General features: G+C 34.1%; 22 protein-coding genes and 1 other annotated feature. Of the genes, 5 read left to right on the plus strand and 17 right to left on the minus strand.

Annotated elements, in window-relative coordinates; all coding sequences use genetic code 11:
* Nucleotides 1-75 precede the first annotated feature (75 nt).
* Complete coding sequence (locus tag C1724_RS12595) at nucleotides 76-729, plus strand: glycoside hydrolase domain-containing protein (protein WP_102347122.1); 654 nt, start codon at nucleotides 76-78, stop codon at nucleotides 727-729.
* Nucleotides 730-894: 165 nt separating this feature from the next.
* Complete coding sequence (locus C1724_RS12600) at nucleotides 895-1,305, plus strand: hypothetical protein (RefSeq protein ID WP_102347123.1); 411 nt, start codon at nucleotides 895-897, stop codon at nucleotides 1,303-1,305.
* Between the two features lie 34 nt (nucleotides 1,306-1,339).
* Here the strand turns inward: C1724_RS12600 and C1724_RS12605 are convergent, their stop codons facing one another.
* From C1724_RS12605 to C1724_RS12650, 10 genes are all read right to left on the minus strand, one after another.
* A complete protein-coding gene (locus tag C1724_RS12605) occupies nucleotides 1,340-2,236 on the minus strand; it encodes a DUF4349 domain-containing protein (RefSeq protein WP_102347124.1) in 897 nt (298 codons plus the stop codon).
* Between the two features lie 308 nt (nucleotides 2,237-2,544).
* Entirely contained in the window at nucleotides 2,545-2,919 is a 375-nt protein-coding gene (locus tag C1724_RS12610) for a PilZ domain-containing protein (protein ID WP_102347125.1), read from the minus strand.
* Nucleotides 2,920-2,978: 59 nt separating this feature from the next.
* Complete coding sequence (locus tag C1724_RS12615; RefSeq protein ID WP_102347126.1) at nucleotides 2,979-3,473, minus strand: N-acetyltransferase; 495 nt, start codon at nucleotides 3,471-3,473, stop codon at nucleotides 2,979-2,981.
* Nucleotides 3,474-3,602: 129 nt separating this feature from the next.
* The gene (locus C1724_RS12620) at nucleotides 3,603-4,847 is read right to left on the minus strand and encodes a glutamate-5-semialdehyde dehydrogenase (protein ID WP_102347127.1); all 1,245 of its coding nucleotides are present in this window, start codon (nucleotides 4,845-4,847) and stop codon (nucleotides 3,603-3,605) included.
* Nucleotides 4,844-5,968 carry a glutamate 5-kinase gene (proB, locus tag C1724_RS12625; protein WP_102347128.1) on the minus strand — a complete coding sequence of 375 codons (1,125 nt, stop codon included), beginning with the start codon at nucleotides 5,966-5,968 and terminating at the stop codon, nucleotides 4,844-4,846. The genes C1724_RS12620 and proB overlap by 4 nt, the downstream gene beginning before the upstream one ends.
* 240 nt (nucleotides 5,969-6,208) lie before the next feature.
* Nucleotides 6,209-6,485, minus strand: a binding site (T-box leader).
* A gap of 98 nt (nucleotides 6,486-6,583) precedes the next feature.
* Nucleotides 6,584-6,934 carry a hypothetical protein gene (locus C1724_RS12630; RefSeq protein WP_102347129.1) on the minus strand — a complete coding sequence of 117 codons (351 nt, stop codon included), beginning with the start codon at nucleotides 6,932-6,934 and terminating at the stop codon, nucleotides 6,584-6,586.
* A gap of 195 nt (nucleotides 6,935-7,129) precedes the next feature.
* Nucleotides 7,130-7,441, minus strand: a complete 312-nt coding sequence (locus tag C1724_RS12635) for a ferredoxin family protein (protein WP_180994255.1) — start codon at nucleotides 7,439-7,441, stop codon at nucleotides 7,130-7,132.
* On the minus strand, nucleotides 7,423-8,718 hold the full coding sequence (locus C1724_RS12640; RefSeq protein ID WP_102347130.1) for an FAD-dependent oxidoreductase: 1,296 nt from the start codon (nucleotides 8,716-8,718) through the stop codon (nucleotides 7,423-7,425). The genes C1724_RS12635 and C1724_RS12640 overlap by 19 nt, the downstream gene beginning before the upstream one ends.
* Nucleotides 8,711-9,739: an electron transfer flavoprotein subunit alpha/FixB family protein gene (locus C1724_RS12645; RefSeq protein WP_102347131.1), complete on the minus strand. Its 1,029-nt coding sequence runs from the start codon at nucleotides 9,737-9,739 to the stop codon at nucleotides 8,711-8,713. Before C1724_RS12645 ends, C1724_RS12640 begins: the two co-directional genes overlap by 8 nt.
* 10 nt (nucleotides 9,740-9,749) lie before the next feature.
* Entirely contained in the window at nucleotides 9,750-10,568 is an 819-nt protein-coding gene (locus C1724_RS12650) for an electron transfer flavoprotein subunit beta/FixA family protein (RefSeq protein WP_102347132.1), read from the minus strand.
* 484 nt (nucleotides 10,569-11,052) lie between these two features.
* Here C1724_RS12650 and ric point away from each other — a divergent pair, with 484 nt between their 5' ends.
* Complete coding sequence (gene ric / locus C1724_RS12655) at nucleotides 11,053-11,757, plus strand: iron-sulfur cluster repair di-iron protein (RefSeq protein ID WP_102347918.1); 705 nt, start codon at nucleotides 11,053-11,055, stop codon at nucleotides 11,755-11,757.
* A gap of 55 nt (nucleotides 11,758-11,812) precedes the next feature.
* Here ric and C1724_RS12660 read toward each other — a convergent pair whose 3' ends face one another.
* Entirely contained in the window at nucleotides 11,813-12,016 is a 204-nt protein-coding gene (locus C1724_RS12660; RefSeq protein WP_102347133.1) for a hypothetical protein, read from the minus strand.
* Nucleotides 12,017-12,597: 581 nt separating this feature from the next.
* Nucleotides 12,598-12,786, minus strand: a complete 189-nt coding sequence (locus C1724_RS12665; RefSeq protein WP_102347134.1) for a hypothetical protein — start codon at nucleotides 12,784-12,786, stop codon at nucleotides 12,598-12,600.
* Nucleotides 12,787-13,094: 308 nt separating this feature from the next.
* Here C1724_RS12665 and C1724_RS12670 point away from each other — a divergent pair, with 308 nt between their 5' ends.
* Entirely contained in the window at nucleotides 13,095-13,247 is a 153-nt protein-coding gene (locus tag C1724_RS12670) for an FbpB family small basic protein (RefSeq protein ID WP_308410499.1), read from the plus strand.
* Nucleotides 13,248-13,296: 49 nt separating this feature from the next.
* Here C1724_RS12670 and C1724_RS12675 read toward each other — a convergent pair whose 3' ends face one another.
* Together C1724_RS12675 and C1724_RS12680 are read right to left on the minus strand one after the other, a co-directional pair.
* Nucleotides 13,297-14,661, minus strand: coding sequence for a TrkH family potassium uptake protein (locus C1724_RS12675; RefSeq protein ID WP_102347135.1), 1,365 nt, complete (start codon nucleotides 14,659-14,661; stop codon nucleotides 13,297-13,299).
* A 406-nt stretch (nucleotides 14,662-15,067) separates the two neighbouring features.
* The gene (locus C1724_RS12680; protein WP_102347136.1) at nucleotides 15,068-15,439 is read right to left on the minus strand and encodes a hypothetical protein; all 372 of its coding nucleotides are present in this window, start codon (nucleotides 15,437-15,439) and stop codon (nucleotides 15,068-15,070) included.
* Between the two features lie 169 nt (nucleotides 15,440-15,608).
* On the opposite strand from C1724_RS12680, the gene C1724_RS12685 reads away from it, so the two are divergent.
* Entirely contained in the window at nucleotides 15,609-16,052 is a 444-nt protein-coding gene (locus C1724_RS12685; RefSeq protein ID WP_102347137.1) for a YppG family protein, read from the plus strand.
* 115 nt (nucleotides 16,053-16,167) lie between these two features.
* Here the strand turns inward: C1724_RS12685 and C1724_RS12690 are convergent, their stop codons facing one another.
* The 3 genes from C1724_RS12690 to C1724_RS12700 all read right to left on the minus strand — a co-directional run bounded on the left by C1724_RS12690 (nucleotide 16,168) and on the right by C1724_RS12700 (nucleotide 18,622).
* Nucleotides 16,168-17,325, minus strand: coding sequence for an aminotransferase A (locus C1724_RS12690; RefSeq protein WP_102347920.1), 1,158 nt, complete (start codon nucleotides 17,323-17,325; stop codon nucleotides 16,168-16,170).
* Nucleotides 17,326-17,476: 151 nt separating this feature from the next.
* On the minus strand, nucleotides 17,477-17,707 hold the full coding sequence (locus C1724_RS12695; protein WP_102347138.1) for a DUF2535 family protein: 231 nt from the start codon (nucleotides 17,705-17,707) through the stop codon (nucleotides 17,477-17,479).
* A gap of 117 nt (nucleotides 17,708-17,824) precedes the next feature.
* Complete coding sequence (locus tag C1724_RS12700; protein WP_102347139.1) at nucleotides 17,825-18,622, minus strand: LysM peptidoglycan-binding domain-containing protein; 798 nt, start codon at nucleotides 18,620-18,622, stop codon at nucleotides 17,825-17,827.
* Nucleotides 18,623-18,792 lie beyond the last annotated feature (170 nt).

Genomic DNA, 18,792 nt, shown 5'->3' on the forward strand with positions numbered 1-18,792 from the left:
CTTTGAACAAAAAAATCATATACATAATATGGGTTTTTTTTTAGTACTGTAAAATCTTGATCGGAGGTAAAATAATTGGCAAAATATATCTGGGGAGTCGATTCCGCCCAAAAAGTAACTCCAAGTTTATACCAATGCGTGATGAACAATTTTGGTTATCCAAATTATTGGGGAAGGTACTTAACTACAGTTCCCAATGCTTCCGAAGGTTTATCAAAGGATGAAATTAACTTTATGAAGTCAAAAGGTATTAGGTTATTACCCATTTACAATAATTTTAAAGATGCGACTGGTTATCGTGAAGGTCAAGTTGCCGCCTCAAATGCAATTTTCCATGCTAGACGTCTCGATATTCCAAAAGGCGCGCCTATTTTTGCCAATATAGAACGATTTTTTCAGGTTGATAATGCCTGGATCCAAGCATGGGTTGAAACCATGTACCCAAGCGGATTTTTAAGTGGCTTTTATCATGATCCCAATGAAGGTCGTTTTAATGATGAATTTTGCGCAGCGGCTCAAAATAACAACCAAGTTAAAACGCAGTCTATTTTATGGAGTGCCGAGCCTCATATAGGTGTTACTGGAAATCGTAAAGCACCGCCTTTCAATCCGAGAAAAACTAATTGTGATAGCAATATCTGGGCATGGCAATATGGTCGTGACTCTAACTCATGTCCGATCGACTCAAATTTAATAGATAAAAGATTATTTAATAAGCTGCCACTCTAAATTATGAAAGGGTCTCAATGAGTTTAATACCTATGTTTTGATCGTTTAGCGTATTTTATATATTCTTTTTCCAATTAAAAAGCCAATTTCGATGGCTTTTTTTATTTGTTAATAAATGTGGTAAAATATGCAATATTAACCATTTAATTGACGGAGGTGAACCACTTGAGTAGACTGCCAATGATACTTACGTTGATTTCCATGCTATTAATCACAGGATGTAGCGAAAATAGTACCGAAGCTCCATCAACAACTCTAGCCGAAGATAAAAGCCTTCAAAATGTAGCTAATCAAAATGAATCAAATAGTACGCATGATGATAAAGGAAAAATTGAAAAAGCACAAAGTGAAGAAACAAAACCAATGGAAGTTCAGCAAGCCGAGAACTTAATTAGACAATATCTAGAGCTCGGAGATAGTACAGATACTTTTGTTGAATACGACCATAATCAGAAAGGCAAATTTGTCATTCATGTCTATGATATTATTGACAAAGGAAAGACCACGGAGCATACTGCAACAAGAGGTTGGTATCTTGTTGATCCAGAAACTGAAAATATCGAGGTTCTACCATAATTTTATTAAGTCTAATGCAATACAAGCGGCTAGTTTACTCCTGGCCGCTTGTATTATTACGTTTAATTGCTTTTTTTCTTTTTAGCACTAGCCAAATAATCGAAAGAAGAAGGATACCTATCAACCATATTGGTGAAAATCCAACTAAGAAAATGATAATTCCAGCACTTACTTCTCTTAATATATTAATTGTTTCTACAAAGCTCTTTTGAGCTCGTTCCCACGTGTTTAAATGGTCTTTAGCTAGAGCTGGTACAATAATTTCTGCATCATACAAATTTATAGTAACTAGCGAAAAATTTGTACGATTCTGCAAGTATTTGAGCTTTCCTTCAATTTGTTCAATTTGTTCTTGAACAGTGCCTAGTTCACTAGAAATTTCAAGTAATTCTTTCGTTGTTTTGGCATTACTTATAAAGGTTAACAGTCGTTCTTCAACAACTCTCTTAGCTTTTAATCTTGAATCCAAATCAACATATTCTTCCGTGACATCTTCTCCATGAATATTTCGCTCATTTACACGCTCACTTTCTGATTCAATAAAACTTAAAAAATTTTCAAACTCAGGCTGGGGGACTTTAGCAACTATTCTAGCATTTTGTCTCCCTTCACCAACGTCATAAATATAGGATTCAACAGTAAAGCCACCCTTATTAGTAATCTCTTCTTGAATTATTTTAATTTTGTCTTTTAATCCTTGAACTTCTACTGCAAATTCTGCCTTATATGCAACCAATCTATTGTCTAAATGAACATCTTCAGCTAATTTGTTATCTGTGCTTTCTATAGCCACTTCTTCGGATGAAGCAACTCCCGCCTGCCCGTCCCTAACAATAGAGCTATTTTCCGAACTACTTTCGGACCCTGCATTCCCACAGGCTACTAGCAATAAAGGTACTAATATAATAACGATAAACAATGTTCTTCTCATAAAAATCACCTCCAAATGACTTTATATATAAATCGACGAAAATATAGGTAAAAGAGTTACAAACATTATTCTTTTTAAGAGTTATCTATGAGAATATTAATGGTCATGGTACTTATACCGTACAATGGATCAAAATTATTAACTAAATATGTAGACATTATGGGCGGGCAGAACAACAATGTGATTAGAGGTAATTTTCATAAAAGGATGGACAGATACTATAGAAGGTACTTTTCTGTACAGTAGATGTAAAGAAGAAAATACACATCGTGTACTAAGCTAAGGGGAATAAGCGTATCATCACTCAATTACTCATTATCTCGTGATGTACGCTTTGATTGTTCATAACGTTTTAACTCTTCCTTTAGTATTGTATATAAAGTGTCATTGGTATCAAGTTTTACTCCATAATAGTATTGATTAATCTTTTTTTGTTTCCAAATAAACATACCAGTAAGTTTCAAAACATTATCGTTAATCTTAAAAGAAAGCCGCAACTTAACAGATTGTTTTACATCAATATCAAAAGGGATTTTACACTTAATTCCACCTTGACTAATATCTATGATATGGATTATTCCACTTGAGCTATTTATAGGTCGGTCACCAATCATCGTCAGTTTAAATTCTCCTAAAATCGGTGGCGCAAATTGGTAACGAAAGGATTCATTTCGCTTATACATAAGCTCTCGTCTCCTTAAAATAAGCAACTGACCACAAATGGACGAGTTGCTTATTTGTTTTACAAATAACTTTTACTATCGCGATATTCTTTTTTATAATCAGCAACTTTAATTAATAACGCTGTCTCATCGCAATTAAGAAACTTTGGACAACTCATACAATCTTTCCAAATTTTTTGTGGCAGTTCTTGTTTATCTATGATTTTAAACCCACATTTTTTAAAGAAATCAACTTGGTAGGTCATAGAAAATACATTCTCAACACCTAAAGTATCTGCATCTTCAATTAAAGCAAAAACAATTTTCTTACCGATCCCAATTCCTTTTGCCTTTTCATTAACCACGAGTGACCGTACTTCTGCTAGATCTTTTCCTAAAACATGAAGACCCCCAGCAGCAATTATCTCACCGTCTTGTTCTACTACTCTAATACATTGAATATTTTCATATAGTGAAAGATGTGTTCGGGGTAACAGAAGATTCTCATTTGCATATAAATCTATTAATTCAAATATAGCATCAACATCACGAATCACCGCTTTACGAATTATCATGTTCCATTCTCCTTGGGATTTTTCAAGTAAAAATATTAATAAGTATACATTGGGCCTCCTACAAAAACGTCGGAGGCCTTATAATTACATTTATTTTATATGCTAATTTCACTATTGGTCAATAATTTTTTATTTCAGCTGACCAGTACCATTAATTATATATTTAGTTGAAGTAAGTGCCGGAAGCCCCATCGGTCCACGAGCATGAAGTTTTTGCGTACTTATACCAATTTCAGCCCCAAATCCAAATTCAAATCCATCCGTAAATCTTGTTGAGGCATTGTGATATAATGCCGCAGCATCGATATAATTAAAGAATTTCACAACATTCTCTTCCATATCAGTTATTATTGCTTCCGAATGTTTTGAACCATATTTGTTGATATGGCTAATTGCCATCTCTATATTAGGCACGCTTTTCATAGCAACTGTTAGATCGAGGTATTCAGTTCCCCAATCTTCATCAGTAGCTTTCTTCAATGACGGAACTAACTCTCTTAATTTCTCATCAGCGCGAATTTCCACTTTCTTATCCTCAAGTGCAGCAACTAATTCATTGAGGTGATTAGACGCCCAATTTTGGTGTACTAAAATCGTTTCAGCAGCATTACAAACAGAAGGACGTTGTGTTTTTGCATTAACAGCAATATTTATAGCCATTTCTTTATTAGCAGATTCGTCAATGAAGATATGACAATTGCCAACACCCGTCTCTAATACTGGTACAGTAGAATTCTCAACAACGGACTTAATTAACCCTGCGCCACCACGTGGGATAAGTACATCTAAATAATCATTTAATTTGAACAATTGTGAGGCAGTTTCCCTACTCGTGTCTTCTAATAATTGCACAGCAGCAATAGGGATCTCTGATAATTCTAATGCACGGTGTATGACATTTATAAGCGCTTTATTAGAATGGATAGCAGTTGAACTTCCCCGTAAAATAACTGCATTTCCAGTTTTTAAGCATAAGCTAGATGCATCCACAGTTACATTTGGTCTCGCTTCGTAAATCATCCCGACAACGCCTAATGGCACCCGTATTTGCTGTATTTTTAATCCATTAGGTCGTTCCCAAGAATCCATCACTTCTCCAATTGGATCCTCTAATGTTGTTAATTGGATTAAAGCATCAGCCATATCCTTAATACGCTGTTCTGTTAATCTGAGACGGTCAAGCAAAGAAACAGTAAGACCGTTTTGTTCTCCTGTCATTAGATCTTTTTCATTTTCGCTTAAAATAAATTCGGTTTCTTTAATTAGCTGCGCACTAATCTTCATTAATGCATCATTTTTTTGTTCTGTTGTTTTTACAGCAAGTTCAACGGCTACTTCTTTTGCTTTTCTAGCCTTTTCTATTAATTCACTCATTTTTTTATTTTCTCCTTTCTTAACGTTACCCACTGATTCCGATGAATAACGACCGATTGGTCATGATCAATCATCCCTTTTGCTTCATCTGTTGATAATCCTTTTACTTTAACTAAGTCTAAGGAAGAATAATTAACCTCGCCTCTACCTATCACTTCACCCTTTGGCGAAACAACTTCCACAACGTCACCAGCAACAAAGTCCCCTAAAATATTCGTAACTCCAGCAGGCAGTAGACTTTTCCCTTTCTCTAACAATGCTTGTACAGCACCTTGGTCAACTTCAATTACACCAGCAACTTTAGAATGCAGTGAAAGCCATTGTTTTAAGTTAGTAACACCAGCTTGATTGGGATGCCCAATATACGTTCCATCACCCTTACCACTTAAAATGTCTACTAATTTTTCAGAGCCTTCACCTGTGCCGATAAATACGTTTACACCTAAAGAAAGAGCAGTACGTGCAGCCTCTACTTTGGATTTCATGCCACCTGTTCCCATTTTCGATCCAGATGAAGAAGCTGATTCAAAAAGCGCATCTGTAATTTCAGGTAAGAAATTATATTTTTTTGCCTTTGGATTATCTTTAGGATTTTGGTCATATAATCCATTGACATCTGTTAAAATGACTAAAAAATTAGCATGTACTAAACCGCTAACTAATGCTGACAGCATATCATTGTCACCAAATGTTAATTCATCAACAGAAATAGAATCATTTTCATTAATGATTGGTAATACATCCCGTTTTAATAATTCAGACAACGTAGAATATGCATTATTATACTGATCTTTGTTTGAGAATGTAGATCTTGTCAATAATAATTGCGCGGTAACTATATTGTGTTTCTTAAATTGCTCTGTGTAACCTTGCATTAACAAACCTTGCCCAACTGCAGCAGCAGCTTGTTTACCAGCTATCGTGACCGGGCGTGTCGGATAACCCAGTCCTTTAAAACCTGCAGCAACAGCACCTGATGAAATTAAGATTACTTCATGCCCAAATCTTTTTAATAGAGATAATGCTTCGACATGTTCAGCTAATTTTTCTATCGATAAGCCACCGTTTGTATTGGTTAATGAGCTACTTCCTATTTTAACAACAATTCGTTGTTTGGCCACATTTAATACTCCTTTCAAAAAGTGATCTCTTTTTAAACGATCTAGTTTGTAACCACTTACTACAAGCTCATAAGTATAGACACTGTGTTAAAAACTTGCCAAGTAAATACAAATTATTACTTCTTAACTTTTCAAATAAGGCTGTGTTAAAGCTGATTTATTTATAAGTCTGCTGGTTGATAGGCGCGGAAATCAACAGCAACTTTAATACTGCCTAAAATAAAAAAACTCTTCATCCTTGAAAAGGACGGAAGAGTTTTGTCTTTCGTGGTACCACCTTTTTTTGGCTTATAAAAAAATTATTACTAAACTCAAGGAAGATATTTGACGATGATCATTATATCTACTCTGAATATAAAGCCCTCTTAGCATCCATAACGGGGATTACCGGTTAGTTTTCAGCTAACTGCTCAAAGGCAGGTTCAAAAGTGTCTTTGTTACGATGAAATCTTTCAGCCGGTGGATTTCACTCTCTTTCGTATGATCACTATTTACTAATCCTCTTCAACGCAAGTAAATTAATTAATTTTAAAAAAAATAATTTGTCTATATTATCTGTTAAACAAGGAGTCTGTGTCAATATTTTTATCAAAAAAATATCTCAAAAACAATAATTCAACTAACCATCATTTCTGCTGTTAATTGCGCAACATTAATTTTTTGAATAATCCTTTTGGATTCTTCATCCGCCTCTGAAAATGCCATATACGTCTTTGATTTATAATATGGTAAATTTAATGCCCCAAAAACACCTGTTTCTTTCGCTGGATATACTACAACCTTCCACACATACATTTCACTTTTTTCGGAACTTGTGGATCCTTCTAGAGCAATTAGCCAATGATTGGCTTTAATGCAGTTATCACAGTCGTTACAAAATTTAATACAAAAATTCTCCATATCATATTCCCTCATTGGTATCAATGCTTTTTGGTAGAATTCCTTATAATTAGGCATGTTAAACATATAAATCTCCCCACTTTCAGCCTTTTCTTTGAAACCAAGGATAAATTCGGTAATTGTATGCACTATCATACGCAGAGTAAATTACACTCTGTGAACTTTTACAATCTTTAAGTATACGATTCACACGATTGTAAAAAAGCTCCTAAAAGGCGATTTTTCATAATTACTAATCCTACAAAAGCAGTTGCCAACATGTTAAGCTAATCTAAATACAATACCTAGACCACCTTTTGGATATTCCCATTTAATATTGTCGTTCGGACATCCTATACGGCAGCTCCCACATTCATGACAACCTTCATATCCGACAAACATACGTCCCAATTCTTCCCACTTATATACTTCACCAGGACAAAAGAGCGTACAAATTTTATCAGGACATTTTGTCGCACAGGTGTCATGGTCCAAAATAGTTAAATGCGATTTTTTGTCCGCCTTATAGCGAACTAAATATTGTTTCTCTTCAAGTGTAGTCGCCATTTTAGCCATTATTTCATCACCTTCCATGCCCGATATACATCCTTCACTACACCTAGTGTTCCTTTATTACCGATCATCATTTTTATACTTTCTTTTTGCTTGTCGCGTTTTGGTATACCATCAACTGATAGGAAACTGCTAGCCGCTTTATTAATTAATGGAATATACTCCTTGAAATATTGAGGGTTTGTCTCAAACGTATGAGTAGCATCCTTATATTTTTCAAGGTCTTGTCCAATAAAGCTCTCCATAACTTTTACTTTATATTTTGAGAGTGCCCGTTCTGACACATCATTTTTCTGCTTAGCTTCAATAATTGTGTCAGCTGCCATTTTTCCAGATGTCATCGCCATGTTAGAACCTTCGCGATGTATTCCGTTTACAAATTGTGCTGCATCCCCTACGACAAGTACTCCATCCCCATATAATTTTGGAATGGAATGGTACCCTCCTTCAGGAATAAGGTGTGCCAAATATTCAGCAGATTCTGCATCCTTAATGAGTGGTTTTACCATTGGATGATTTTTAACATATTCCAATAATTCATATGGGCGAATCTTTTCTTTCTTCATACTTGATAATGTTACTCCTACACCAATGTTAATACTTTCTTTATTGGTATATATAAATGATGTTCCCAAATTTCCTTTTGTTGCATCTCCAAAAATCTCTATCGCTACGCCATGACCTTCCTCTACATTAAAACGATCATCGATTACTTTCTCAGGGAGATTTAATACCTCCATTACGCAAAGTGCAACTTCATCTGGACGTAGTTCTTTATGAAATCCAAGCTGTTTAGCAAGTAATGAATTTACGCCGTCAGCTAAAACAACAATATCAGCATAAACATCTCCGTCCGGTCGGTCTGTACGAACACCAATAACCTTTCGGTTTTCGACAATACACTCTTTTACTAAAGTTTCATTAATTAGCAATGCCCCTGCTTCTACCGCTTTTTCAGCAAACCATTGGTCAAACTTAGCTCGTAGCACAGAAAAACAATTATACGGAGCCACCCCCCATTCAACATTTTTAACACTAGTACTAACACATGACTTTTCGTCCAACATCCATGCCCGCTGCTCGACAATTGGTCTTTCAAGCGGTGCCTCTTTCCAAAACTCTGGAATAATGTCCTCCAATTGCTTTCTATATAAAATACCGCCCATTACGTTTTTTGAACCTGGATATTCCCCGCGTTCAATTAATAAGACCTTTAAACCTGCTTTTGCACTTGTGTATGCACAAGCTGCTCCCGCTGGTCCTGCACCTACAATAACAACATCAAATTTCTCAGACATGCTCTACTACACCTCCGGACATTTCTAAGGCTGCTTTAAATTCATTAATGAATAGAGGAATTATTTCCATTGCGTCTCCTACTATTCCATAATGTGACGCATTGAATATAGCGGCATTTGGATCTTTATTTACTGCAATAACTAATTCTGAGTTTTTCATTCCAACTACATGCTGAATCGCACCTGAAATCCCAAACGCAAAGTATATCTTTGGCATAACCGTTTCTCCTGTTTGACCAATTTGAAGATGATGGTCCAGCCATCCAGCCTCAACTACATCCCGAGTCCCCCCTACACTAGCCCCAAGAACATCTGCCAATTTATAAAGTAATTGAAAGTTTTTTTCATCTCCCATTCCTTTCCCTCCAGCTACTATAATGTGGGCATCTGCTAAACTAGCCTTCCTTGTAGTATTTATTACAATTTCCAGCACCTTTGTTCTTAAACTACTTTCTTGTAAGTCTAGTTTTTCTTCGATCGTCCGACCTGTACGACCCTGCTCTGGAGTTAAAGCTTTCATTACCTTTGGTCTTACCGTTGCCATTTGTGGGCGATGCTTTTTACATAAAATAGTTGCCATAATATTTCCACCAAACGCAGGGCGGCTTGCCTCAAGTAATCGTTTTTCCAGATCTATATCAAGCATTGTTGTATCAGCGGTTAAACCTGTGCTAACATCCGTTGCAATCGCACTTGCCAAATCCTTACCATTTGCTGTAGCTCCATAAAGTATAATTTCAGGTTTATATTTATTGCATAGGTAACTAAATCCTTTCATAAAAGATTCAGTTCGATAATTTTCTAGTATTGGGTCATCAATTATATATACTTCATCTGCACCATATTCAAAACAAACCTGTGGCAAACATTTTATATTATTACCTAAAAGTACTCCCGCGAGTGGTACGCCAAGTTTATCTGCAAGTTCTCGTCCCGCACCTAAAAGCTCAAGTGAAACCCCAACAATTTCACCCTCTCTTTCTTCGATAAATACCCAGACACCTTTATACTCTTCAATCATGTTTATCCCCCTATTTCTGTTCGAATAGTTCGAGCTTTTCAGTTAGTAAAACAGTAACCATTTCGCTAACTTGCTTAGACGAACTTCCTTCCAACAACTTCGCACTTTCTGGTGGTTGTGGTGCCCACATTTTGCCTACAACAGTCGGTGATCCCTTGAGACCTAACTGCGAAATATCAACATCAGCAAAATCATCAACAGTCCAGATTACAGGATTATATCTAGCCGCTTTGATCATATTTGGAAGAGGTGAATAGGAAATTTCATTTATTTCCTTTTCAACTGTTAGTAAACATGGAAGCTTAGCTTTAATAACTTCATAGCCATCTTCAATCTTCCTGTGTACTTTAATAGTTCTTTCGCATGCATTAATTTCTTCGATCTTAATAACTTTTGTTACAGGTGGGATATCTAGACGTCTTGCTATTCCAGGTCCTACTTGTCCTGTGTCTCCATCAATTGCATGCAGTCCACAGATGATTAAATCAACTGTTTCCTCATCAGAGATTTTCTCTAAAGCTTTAAATAGTGCATAGCTAGTTGCTAAAGTATCTGCACCAGCAAACCTACGATCAGTTATTAAAAAACCTTTATCTGCACCAATTTCTATACTCTTCTTAATTACCTGAACAGCTTGAGGTGGCCCCATTGAAAGAACGGATATTTTTCCTCCGACCTGGTTCTTAATCCGCACAGCTGTCTCAACAGCTTGTGCATCAAACGGGTTTAATATGGCAGGGACACCACGTCGATCTAAAGTGTTAGTCTTTGGATTGACCTTGATAATTTTTGTGTCTGGTACTTGTTTAACACAAACAACGATATGCATGGACAAAACACACTCCTCTCAGTAGTCAGTGTCAAATAGTTACTATAGTAACTGGACACCTTTTATGAACTATTAGGTATATAATAAGAGCACAAAAAAGTAATTTCTTTTCATACTCTAATTACTAGAACGGCGTATTGAAAACGTTTACACTATTGTTTTAGTTTAATCTTGTTGTTACAAAAACTACTGTTGATTCCGATTTCATTGGCTGCAGTTGATATAAAATTTCAAGTATATATTATTTTTAATTGTACATGGCTACACAAGCAATTAAACGTTAAAATATGACAATTTATTGTCTTTTTTTCAAAAACTGCCAATTAGAATATTTTTAACTTCTCACGCAAGGTAATTTACTTTTTTTCTTTTTCCATAAGTAAATAACAACTATTCATTGCCCTGTGATTTGAATCACCGACAAGTTAGTCTAGATGGTTTATATTTAAATTACTTCAAATAACAGGAGGTAAATACATTGACAATGTTATTAAAGATAAATAGTGAAATGAATGTAGGGGATATTGTAACAGCATTTCCACAAGCAGCTGATCTCTTTAAAAAGTATCGAATAGATTTCTGTTGTGGTGGCAATCAGCCATTAAAGGAAGTAATTAAAGAGAAAGAGTTAAACGAACAAGAAATTGTAGACCAGTTAAACGACTCATATTCAAAAGCTCAAACTCAAAATGGAAATGAAGTTAATTGGTCAGATGCGTCTAATCTCAAAATCATTGATCATGTTATTCACACGCACCATGCTTTTTTAAATGAAGAGTTACCGCAGTTAGGTCAATTTGTTACAAAAGTATACCGTGTTCATGGTATGAATCATCCACATTTAGCTGAGGTCTATAATAAATATCACGACCTAAAAAAAGAATTAATAGAACATTTAATTAAAGAAGAACAAAGTGTATTCCCTTTGATTAAAGATTATGATGAAAATCCTTCTTCTGATAAACTAGAATCCTTAAAGAAAGCCATAATCGAGCTTGAATCAGAGCATGACCAAGCAGGAGACTTGCTAAAACAGATTAGAGAGCTTACAAATGATTTCACATTACCTCCTGGTGCTTGTATGACCTACACACTAACATACCAACGATTAGAAGCACTTGAAACAGATATGTTTACCCATGTACACTTGGAAAATAATATTCTATTCCCTCGTATTCTATCAATGTAATAGCGAAAAAGAAAAGAGCTAGACTTATGTCCAGCTCTTTTTTGACGTAAATATTTTAATAACCATAGTCCCAATCAATTTGATCTTCTTTAAAGCCAATAATATTTACTTTTCCAAGGTTGACCTTTTTGTTGTTTACGACGCAGTTACATTCTTTACAATTACATTGTTTCTTTATTTCTTCATATTGTTCTTTTTCTACATCCTCAAGTACTAATACATCCTGTTCATTACGGTAAAGTACTGCTGTGCCCGCCATAACAATAATGCGCCACCTTTCGTTTGTTAAACCATATTTATTTCTAACATTATTTTATGACGATTTAGCGGTTATAACTATACACACGTGATAACTTTCACATTTTTGCCAAAAAAATTAAAACATTTTGTTACATCTGTAATAATAGCTGATTAATAGAAAGTTTCTGTTATTGAAGCATGCTGCTCTATAAAATCATATTATGATTAGCTGAGCCCACACAATTATTGTCTAAATAGAACCTTTTAGCTTCGATCATTATAAAGGTCACAAATATATTGAATAACTGATTCATTCTCACTTTGTGTTTTAGTTTGCGTTTGTGTTTTCTCCTCAGGTTTAATCTCGACTGCCTTAAGCATGCTCCTTCATCCTTCCCTTTTTTTATTTGATTTATTAATATTTTCTGATAATTTTAAACCCGAATGATTCTTTAGTCAACACCCTTTGCAAATATTTTATTTAGGTAATTTAATCCATCATGAATATTTTCTTAATATTAAATAAAAGCAATTAGCGAACAAAAAAATAAATGGTATCCTTTAGTGGTTACCATTGTATTTTGATATTATTTCTTTGGACTAACTTAATGTCCTTTTATTATCAGTTTGCCAGCCTTCTCTACGGGGAAACAGAGGCCGAGCACCATGACCTTTATATTCCTTTAGATAATCTTTGAGAGCCTGCTTGACAAGCTTTCCTACTTTTAATTTTTTCTTGTTATTGCATTCTTCCTGGTAATCATATACTTCTTTCTTTAAAATAGGCATTAGACCAACCACCTTATCGCTATTTGTCTACCCATAAATACTTTATATTTGACTTAAAATAACCACCAAGACAATAGCTAACTTTCTTCTACCTTTATTATAAACTTTTAAATATAATAATTCATTACTTATAGAAATTATTTAGATCATAACTCGCGCCCAAAATATTCCAAATGGCTTTCTTATAATTTATTGGACATTTATTAAATTAACAAAGTTGTCACAATCGAGTCCATTTATCTGAAAATTTTAAATTGTATTATACTTAGCGTTGAGATATCATTAGTAGTAAATATAGTGGAGGGAGGGTGGAAACAATTAAAGCGAAAAAATTTAATTTCAAGGAATTAGTTGAAGCGAACAAGGAGAGCTTGTTACAAGATAAAGAAGCACTAGAAAAAATCGAAAAAAAAATTGAGGACAAAGCGATCCAAAACGATAAGAAACTTGTCAGAAGTTAATAAAGGCAAAAGGTAAACTAATCCTTTTGCCTTTTGTTTAGTTATTGATTTATCCAATAATAATTTTTTCTTTTGGGTAATGATATTTTTCAGGTTTTTCATGGCCACGAATTAAAAACAGAAATGAGAAAATGCCGATTCTTCCAATAAACATAAGTGCTGATAATACCAATTTTCCTATTGTACTTAATTCAGACGTAATCCCCATCGAAAGCCCTGTAGTACCAAATGCTGAGGATACCTCAAAGATTAGTGCTAAAATTGGAACGGGCTCTATAGCTGCCAAAATAATTACGGCCACACCGCAAATTATGATAGCAGTTGTAATAACTATAAATGCTCTTGTTACATCTTGAGGATCAATTTCTCGATGAAATATTTTGATTGAGTTTTTACCTTTTGCATAAAAATAGATACTTAAACACATTATTGCAAATGTAGTAGTTCGAATTCCTCCACCTACACTCGAGGGCGAAGCACCTATAAACATAAAAATTGCCATCAATAATAAGGTAGGATCTGAAAACTCATTCACATTCATGGTTGCTAAACCACCACTTCTAGTTGTAACTGATTGAAAAAAAGAATAAAAGAATTTCTCATGCCATGTCATGCCTGAAAAAAAATGATTCCATTCTAATAAAAGAATAAAAAGGGTACCAAGAATCACCAAAATAGTGAAGGTTGTTGTCGTCACTTTTGTGAATAATGAAAAATTATATGGATAATCCCCTTTATGGGTTATGTATTCCTTAATTTCAATTAAAACAGGAAAGCCAATAGCTCCAGAAACGATAAGAACCATCGTGATAAATTGTACAAAATAATCATGTGCATATGGAATAAATGATTGTCCGGTTAAATCGAAACCCGCATTAGTCGTAGCACTAACTGAAGTAAATAGACCATGTAAAAAAGCTTCCTGCCAGGTAGTATAATATTTTAAGAAATACGTTCCTAATATAACTGCACCAATAGATTCGATAAAAATAATTAACCATAGTATTTGTTTCATTAAGTTAACCAATCCTGAAAACGTGGATTGGTTATGGTCAATTCTTATGAGTTGCCGTTCTTTAAAACCAATTCGTTTCCCTATAATTAACCAAATAAACGTTCCAAGCGTCATAATGCCTATTCCACCCAATTGAAATATAAACATTAAGATAAAGACTCCTGGGATACTAAAAGTGTCAGCGGTAGAGACAACGGTTAGACCCGTTACACTAATAGCACTAACAGCTGTAAAGAAACCGTCGATAATACTAAGCTCAACTCCAGGCTTATGTGCAATTGGTAAGCAAAGTAATAAAGTAGATATTAACACAGCACTAGCATAAAATAGTACTATCAATTGGACTGACGAGAGACCAGCAATTTTTTTTGTGCGCCTCGAAGTTGTATTTTTAACCATTAGTTCTCCCCTAATAATTAATTTATTCTTTTCTAGTTTACCCTCTCATATTTAATTGTCAATCATCTTCACTTTCATTAATCTATAACAAACTTATCTAAATATGTAATTTGTCCAAATTAGCGCTTTGCGATGTATATTTAGAATGTAAGCTACATTGCTCTGAATGCAAATCTCTAAATATATAGTTTTTGAAAAAGAACAAGATGAATTGTATCATTCGCGGGGGCCTGGAACCTGATTTGGAAGTTGAAATAAATAAAAGGGGTGCAAGGAGTTCACTTAAAATGACATGCACAGAATATAAAACTGTGCAAGCCACAGAAAGTTTGTAACAATTATCATTAATAAATAAAAATCTCTTTAAATATAATAAACTATGTTTCAAAGATTGAATACAAGCTAATCAAGATGAAATGACATCATCTAATAGCCATTGATGAGAAGATAAAATTAATTTGGATATGCAATTATGTTTACCATTACGTATTTCAATATACTCCTCTAACTTTTTTTGTACCCAAGGTACTACAAACCAATCCTTTTCAAGGATCGCACGATTAACTTCATCTAGTAGTTCTTGGTAAAAATCGATGTCCTCCGCATTATCACCACACTTACATTTGTTCTTACTTAAATGTTCCTGCATAAAATGAACTGATTTTTCAAGTTCGCTTCTAACACTTTTTAATAAATCAATATCCCAATATTCATGATATAAAAGTGAAATACCTTTTAATCCATGCTCATGAGCTAATATACCTTTATTTCTTTTCATTAAATCCCTCCCAAATTTTTAGATGAATGATAATATTATATAGTTTTCTGAAAGTTTTGTCAATTATGAATAAAAAGAAAAGTTGACATGTTGCTATTAGTGACACTAAGACTACCACCTAATCATAGTCTAATTACATAGAGTATAAGTAAAGGAGGTTCATGCATTTATGTATAAGAAGCCCGGATATATTAATTGGCATTCAAATAACAACATTAATCACTTTCCATATCTTCATCATTACAATAGGTATAATGGGCATAATTCTTATTATCACACCAATTATCCACATAGTTATAATTACTTACCTATTAATAGCGTGAAACCTTTAAATCACCATAATTTCAATAATTTATCCGGAATAAACCCATACCACCAACATTCATACTATATCCCACCAACACACTTTAATTATCAAGCCAGTATTACTAATCAGCAACAAACAACACCAATCCGTCCGCCCGCATATTCTTTGATGTCATACTTTCAGGATAAAAACGGTCAATTGGATCTTGATAAAATGTTGACAACCGTCGGAAAGGTGTCAACTACCTTTCAACAAGTTAGTCCACTGTTTAAACAGTTAACTTCGTTGTTTACTAAAGTTAAATAAGTGATCGACAACCAAAAAAGATGTGCCTAAGTTTACTCACTTACTGTTAAATCTCAATTTTCCATCTTACCAAAAAAAACATCCCTATTGGGATGTTTTTTACAGTTTATTAATGCTATTTGTATTTCTTTACAAATGTTTCAATTCGATTAAAAGCTTCTTCCAAAGTGTCCATCGAATAAGCATATGAGATTCGAACATATCCTTCGCCATAAGTTGAAAATGCATCTCCTGGGACGACTGCAACCCCTGCTTCCTTTACTAATTTCATCGAAAAATCAAATGATGTCATATTATAATTTTCAATGGAAGGAAACATATAAAAAGAGCCATTAGGTTCTGCTATATTAAATCCTAAAAACTTTAGGCGTTTATAAGCGTAATTCATTCTTTTCATATACTCGTGTTTCATCGGATCGGCACCATTAATCCCACTTGTTAACGCCTCTAATGCTGCATATTGAGATATACTTGAAGTACAAGAAACATTATATTGATGAACTTTTAACATATGTTTAGTTATAGCAGCTGGTGCAAACACAAAACCAATGCGCCATCCAGTCATTGAATGCGATTTTGATAAGCCATTTATCACAATTGTTTTGTCTCGAAGTTGTGGAAATGATGCAATTGACCGATGTTTTCCGTTAAAAACAAGTTCACTGTATATTTCGTCAGATAGTACGAAAATCTCCTTGTCTTTTAATAAATCAACTATTTCTTGCAAGTCGTTTTCATCTAACGTCACCCCAGTTGGATTGGAAGGATAAGGCAACACCACGCAACGAGTTTTCTCCGTTAAATGTTTCTTAATCCCACTTGCAGTCAGCTTAAAGCCTGTATTTCTTGTATCAACATGAATGGGAACTGCACCGCATAATTTAATAAGCGGTTCGTATCCAGGATAAACGGGACCTGGTAATATAACCTCAGAGCCTTCTTCAAGTATCGTTCTAAACGCTATGTCAATAGCCTGACTAGCCCCAACTGTTGCAATAATCTCGTTTTCCGGATTATAGTTTAACTCATATTTAGTTTTAACAAAATTAGCTGCCGCTTTACGTAACTGAGGTATACCGGCATTATGTGTATAAGTTGTATAATCATCATCAATAGCGTTCTTACCAGCAATCTTAACATAATCGGGAGTAGGAAAATCAGGTTGGCCAATGGTTAGTGAAATAACATTTTCATATTCTGCAACCAAATTAAAAAACTTTCGAATACCCGAAATTTGTATATCATTCACTTTTTGATTAATTAAATGTTCCACTTTCATCATCCATTCCCTATTAGATTCCACATCTTAAATTATTGTAACATAAAATAAAATGAATTTTGGACAAGAAGTATTTGTCTATTAAAATTATAGTAGAAGAAATAAGCATGCAAGGCAGGCTCTAGTAGTACCTTTGGTTATGGGTTTAGTTTTTAAAAGCATTAAGCAATGTCGAGCCTACAGTACTATTTTCCAAGTATTTAAGCAAAGAATATGTTTCATTTGGGACACGCAATTTATTAATCTCGCTTATTAACATTTCTAGGTAAATGCTAATGTCATAGTTGTTAGTATTATCGATCATAAAAATTGGAACATCAACGATATTTATAGTTTGTCCACTTTCATGCTCTAACTTAACTACAGTGAACTTCATTCTTTTAACCCCTTTAATTATGTTCTCTAACTATGCCTTTATATTAATCTTATTTTATTATAATTCTTTAGCTATTATTAAACCACTGTCTAAACTAATCGGAATCACACTTAAAAGTTAATGTATTTCCGGAATTTTGATTTTATCTCCTACTTTTAACGCTATGGGGTCTTTTACACCGTTTATTTTAGCTAACAGGTCCTGATACTCAGACGAACGATAGTATTGTAGGGAAATTTTATATAATGTATCACCGGGCGCAACCTCATGAATCTTCATAGATTTTGCATTAACGATGACGCTTGTCTCTTCTTCTTGGTGCCATTCCGTTGGAGGAGGATAAGGCACCATTATTGTTTCACCAATTTGTAAGTCATTACTATTATGTAATCCATTATACAATGCTAAAAACTGTTGAAATTGTGAGGAATTATAGTATTTAATTGATAACTTATATAAAGAATCACCCGATTTTACTTTATGTTCAATCTCTTTTTCATCATTATTACGCAATGTATCAGCCATGTCGGCTTGTGTTTGGATCGAGTTATCCTCTGCTACTTCGGATGCTGTAACGGCAATCTCGGGACTAGCTGACTCTTCTGTATGTATAGTTTCAATAGATTCATTTTCTGATATTGGAATTCCCTTTTGTATATTTTCGTTAATGGTATTACTATCATTTGATATATCTTTATTGGTGCTATAGTAAGCCGTCCCTGCTGCACTTCCCCCAATAATAATCATAAGTAATACCGCCGCCATGATAGCTCGTTTTATTCTATTGCTCTTTTTTAAACGATATCTGCTTTTATGATTATCCCTGTCTTCCTTTTCTAATTGATTAATACTAAATTCATTGATTCTTTTCAATTGATCACATCCTTTCGTTACCTTTCTTACTTCATTATACATTTTTTTGTTTTCTTCGACAAAAATTCTTAAAATTTGTAATCATAAAAATACTTTTTTTGATTATTAATCTTAACTGATCTATTAATTGATAAACCCTCTGGAGCTTTTATACTTGCTTATTTTTCTAACCTTTCTTACGATTAGAAATAACTAATAAACTAATCGTAATA

It is taken from the genome of Bacillus sp. Marseille-P3661 (assembly GCF_900240995.1).
Lineage (GTDB): Bacteria > Bacillota > Bacilli > Bacillales > Bacillaceae_J > OESV01.

Coding starts and splice junctions, on each gene's coding strand:
- C1724_RS12605 (WP_102347124.1), bottom strand. CDS start 2,236: ATGAGAAGAACATTGTTTATCGTTATTATATTAGTACCTTTATTGCTA.
- C1724_RS12610 (WP_102347125.1), bottom strand. CDS start 2,919: ATGTATAAGCGAAATGAATCCTTTCGTTACCAATTTGCGCCACCGATT.
- C1724_RS12615 (WP_102347126.1), bottom strand. CDS start 3,473: ATGATAATTCGTAAAGCGGTGATTCGTGATGTTGATGCTATATTTGAA.
- C1724_RS12620 (WP_102347127.1), bottom strand. CDS start 4,847: ATGAGTGAATTAATAGAAAAGGCTAGAAAAGCAAAAGAAGTAGCCGTT.
- C1724_RS12630 (WP_102347129.1), bottom strand. CDS start 6,934: ATGTTTAACATGCCTAATTATAAGGAATTCTACCAAAAAGCATTGATA.
- C1724_RS12635 (WP_180994255.1), bottom strand. CDS start 7,441: ATGGAAGGTGATGAAATAATGGCTAAAATGGCGACTACACTTGAAGAG.
- C1724_RS12640 (WP_102347130.1), bottom strand. CDS start 8,718: ATGTCTGAGAAATTTGATGTTGTTATTGTAGGTGCAGGACCAGCGGGA.
- C1724_RS12645 (WP_102347131.1), bottom strand. CDS start 9,739: ATGATTGAAGAGTATAAAGGTGTCTGGGTATTTATCGAAGAAAGAGAG.
- C1724_RS12650 (WP_102347132.1), bottom strand. CDS start 10,568: ATGCATATCGTTGTTTGTGTTAAACAAGTACCAGACACAAAAATTATC.
- ric (WP_102347918.1), top strand. CDS start 11,053: ATGTTATTAAAGATAAATAGTGAAATGAATGTAGGGGATATTGTAACA.
- C1724_RS12660 (WP_102347133.1), bottom strand. CDS start 12,016: ATGGCGGGCACAGCAGTACTTTACCGTAATGAACAGGATGTATTAGTA.
- C1724_RS12665 (WP_102347134.1), bottom strand. CDS start 12,786: ATGCCTATTTTAAAGAAAGAAGTATATGATTACCAGGAAGAATGCAAT.
- C1724_RS12675 (WP_102347135.1), bottom strand. CDS start 14,661: ATGGTTAAAAATACAACTTCGAGGCGCACAAAAAAAATTGCTGGTCTC.
- C1724_RS12680 (WP_102347136.1), bottom strand. CDS start 15,439: ATGAAAAGAAATAAAGGTATATTAGCTCATGAGCATGGATTAAAAGGT.
- C1724_RS12685 (WP_102347137.1), top strand. CDS start 15,609: ATGTATAAGAAGCCCGGATATATTAATTGGCATTCAAATAACAACATT.
- C1724_RS12695 (WP_102347138.1), bottom strand. CDS start 17,707: ATGAAGTTCACTGTAGTTAAGTTAGAGCATGAAAGTGGACAAACTATA.
- C1724_RS12700 (WP_102347139.1), bottom strand. CDS start 18,622: ATGTATAATGAAGTAAGAAAGGTAACGAAAGGATGTGATCAATTGAAA.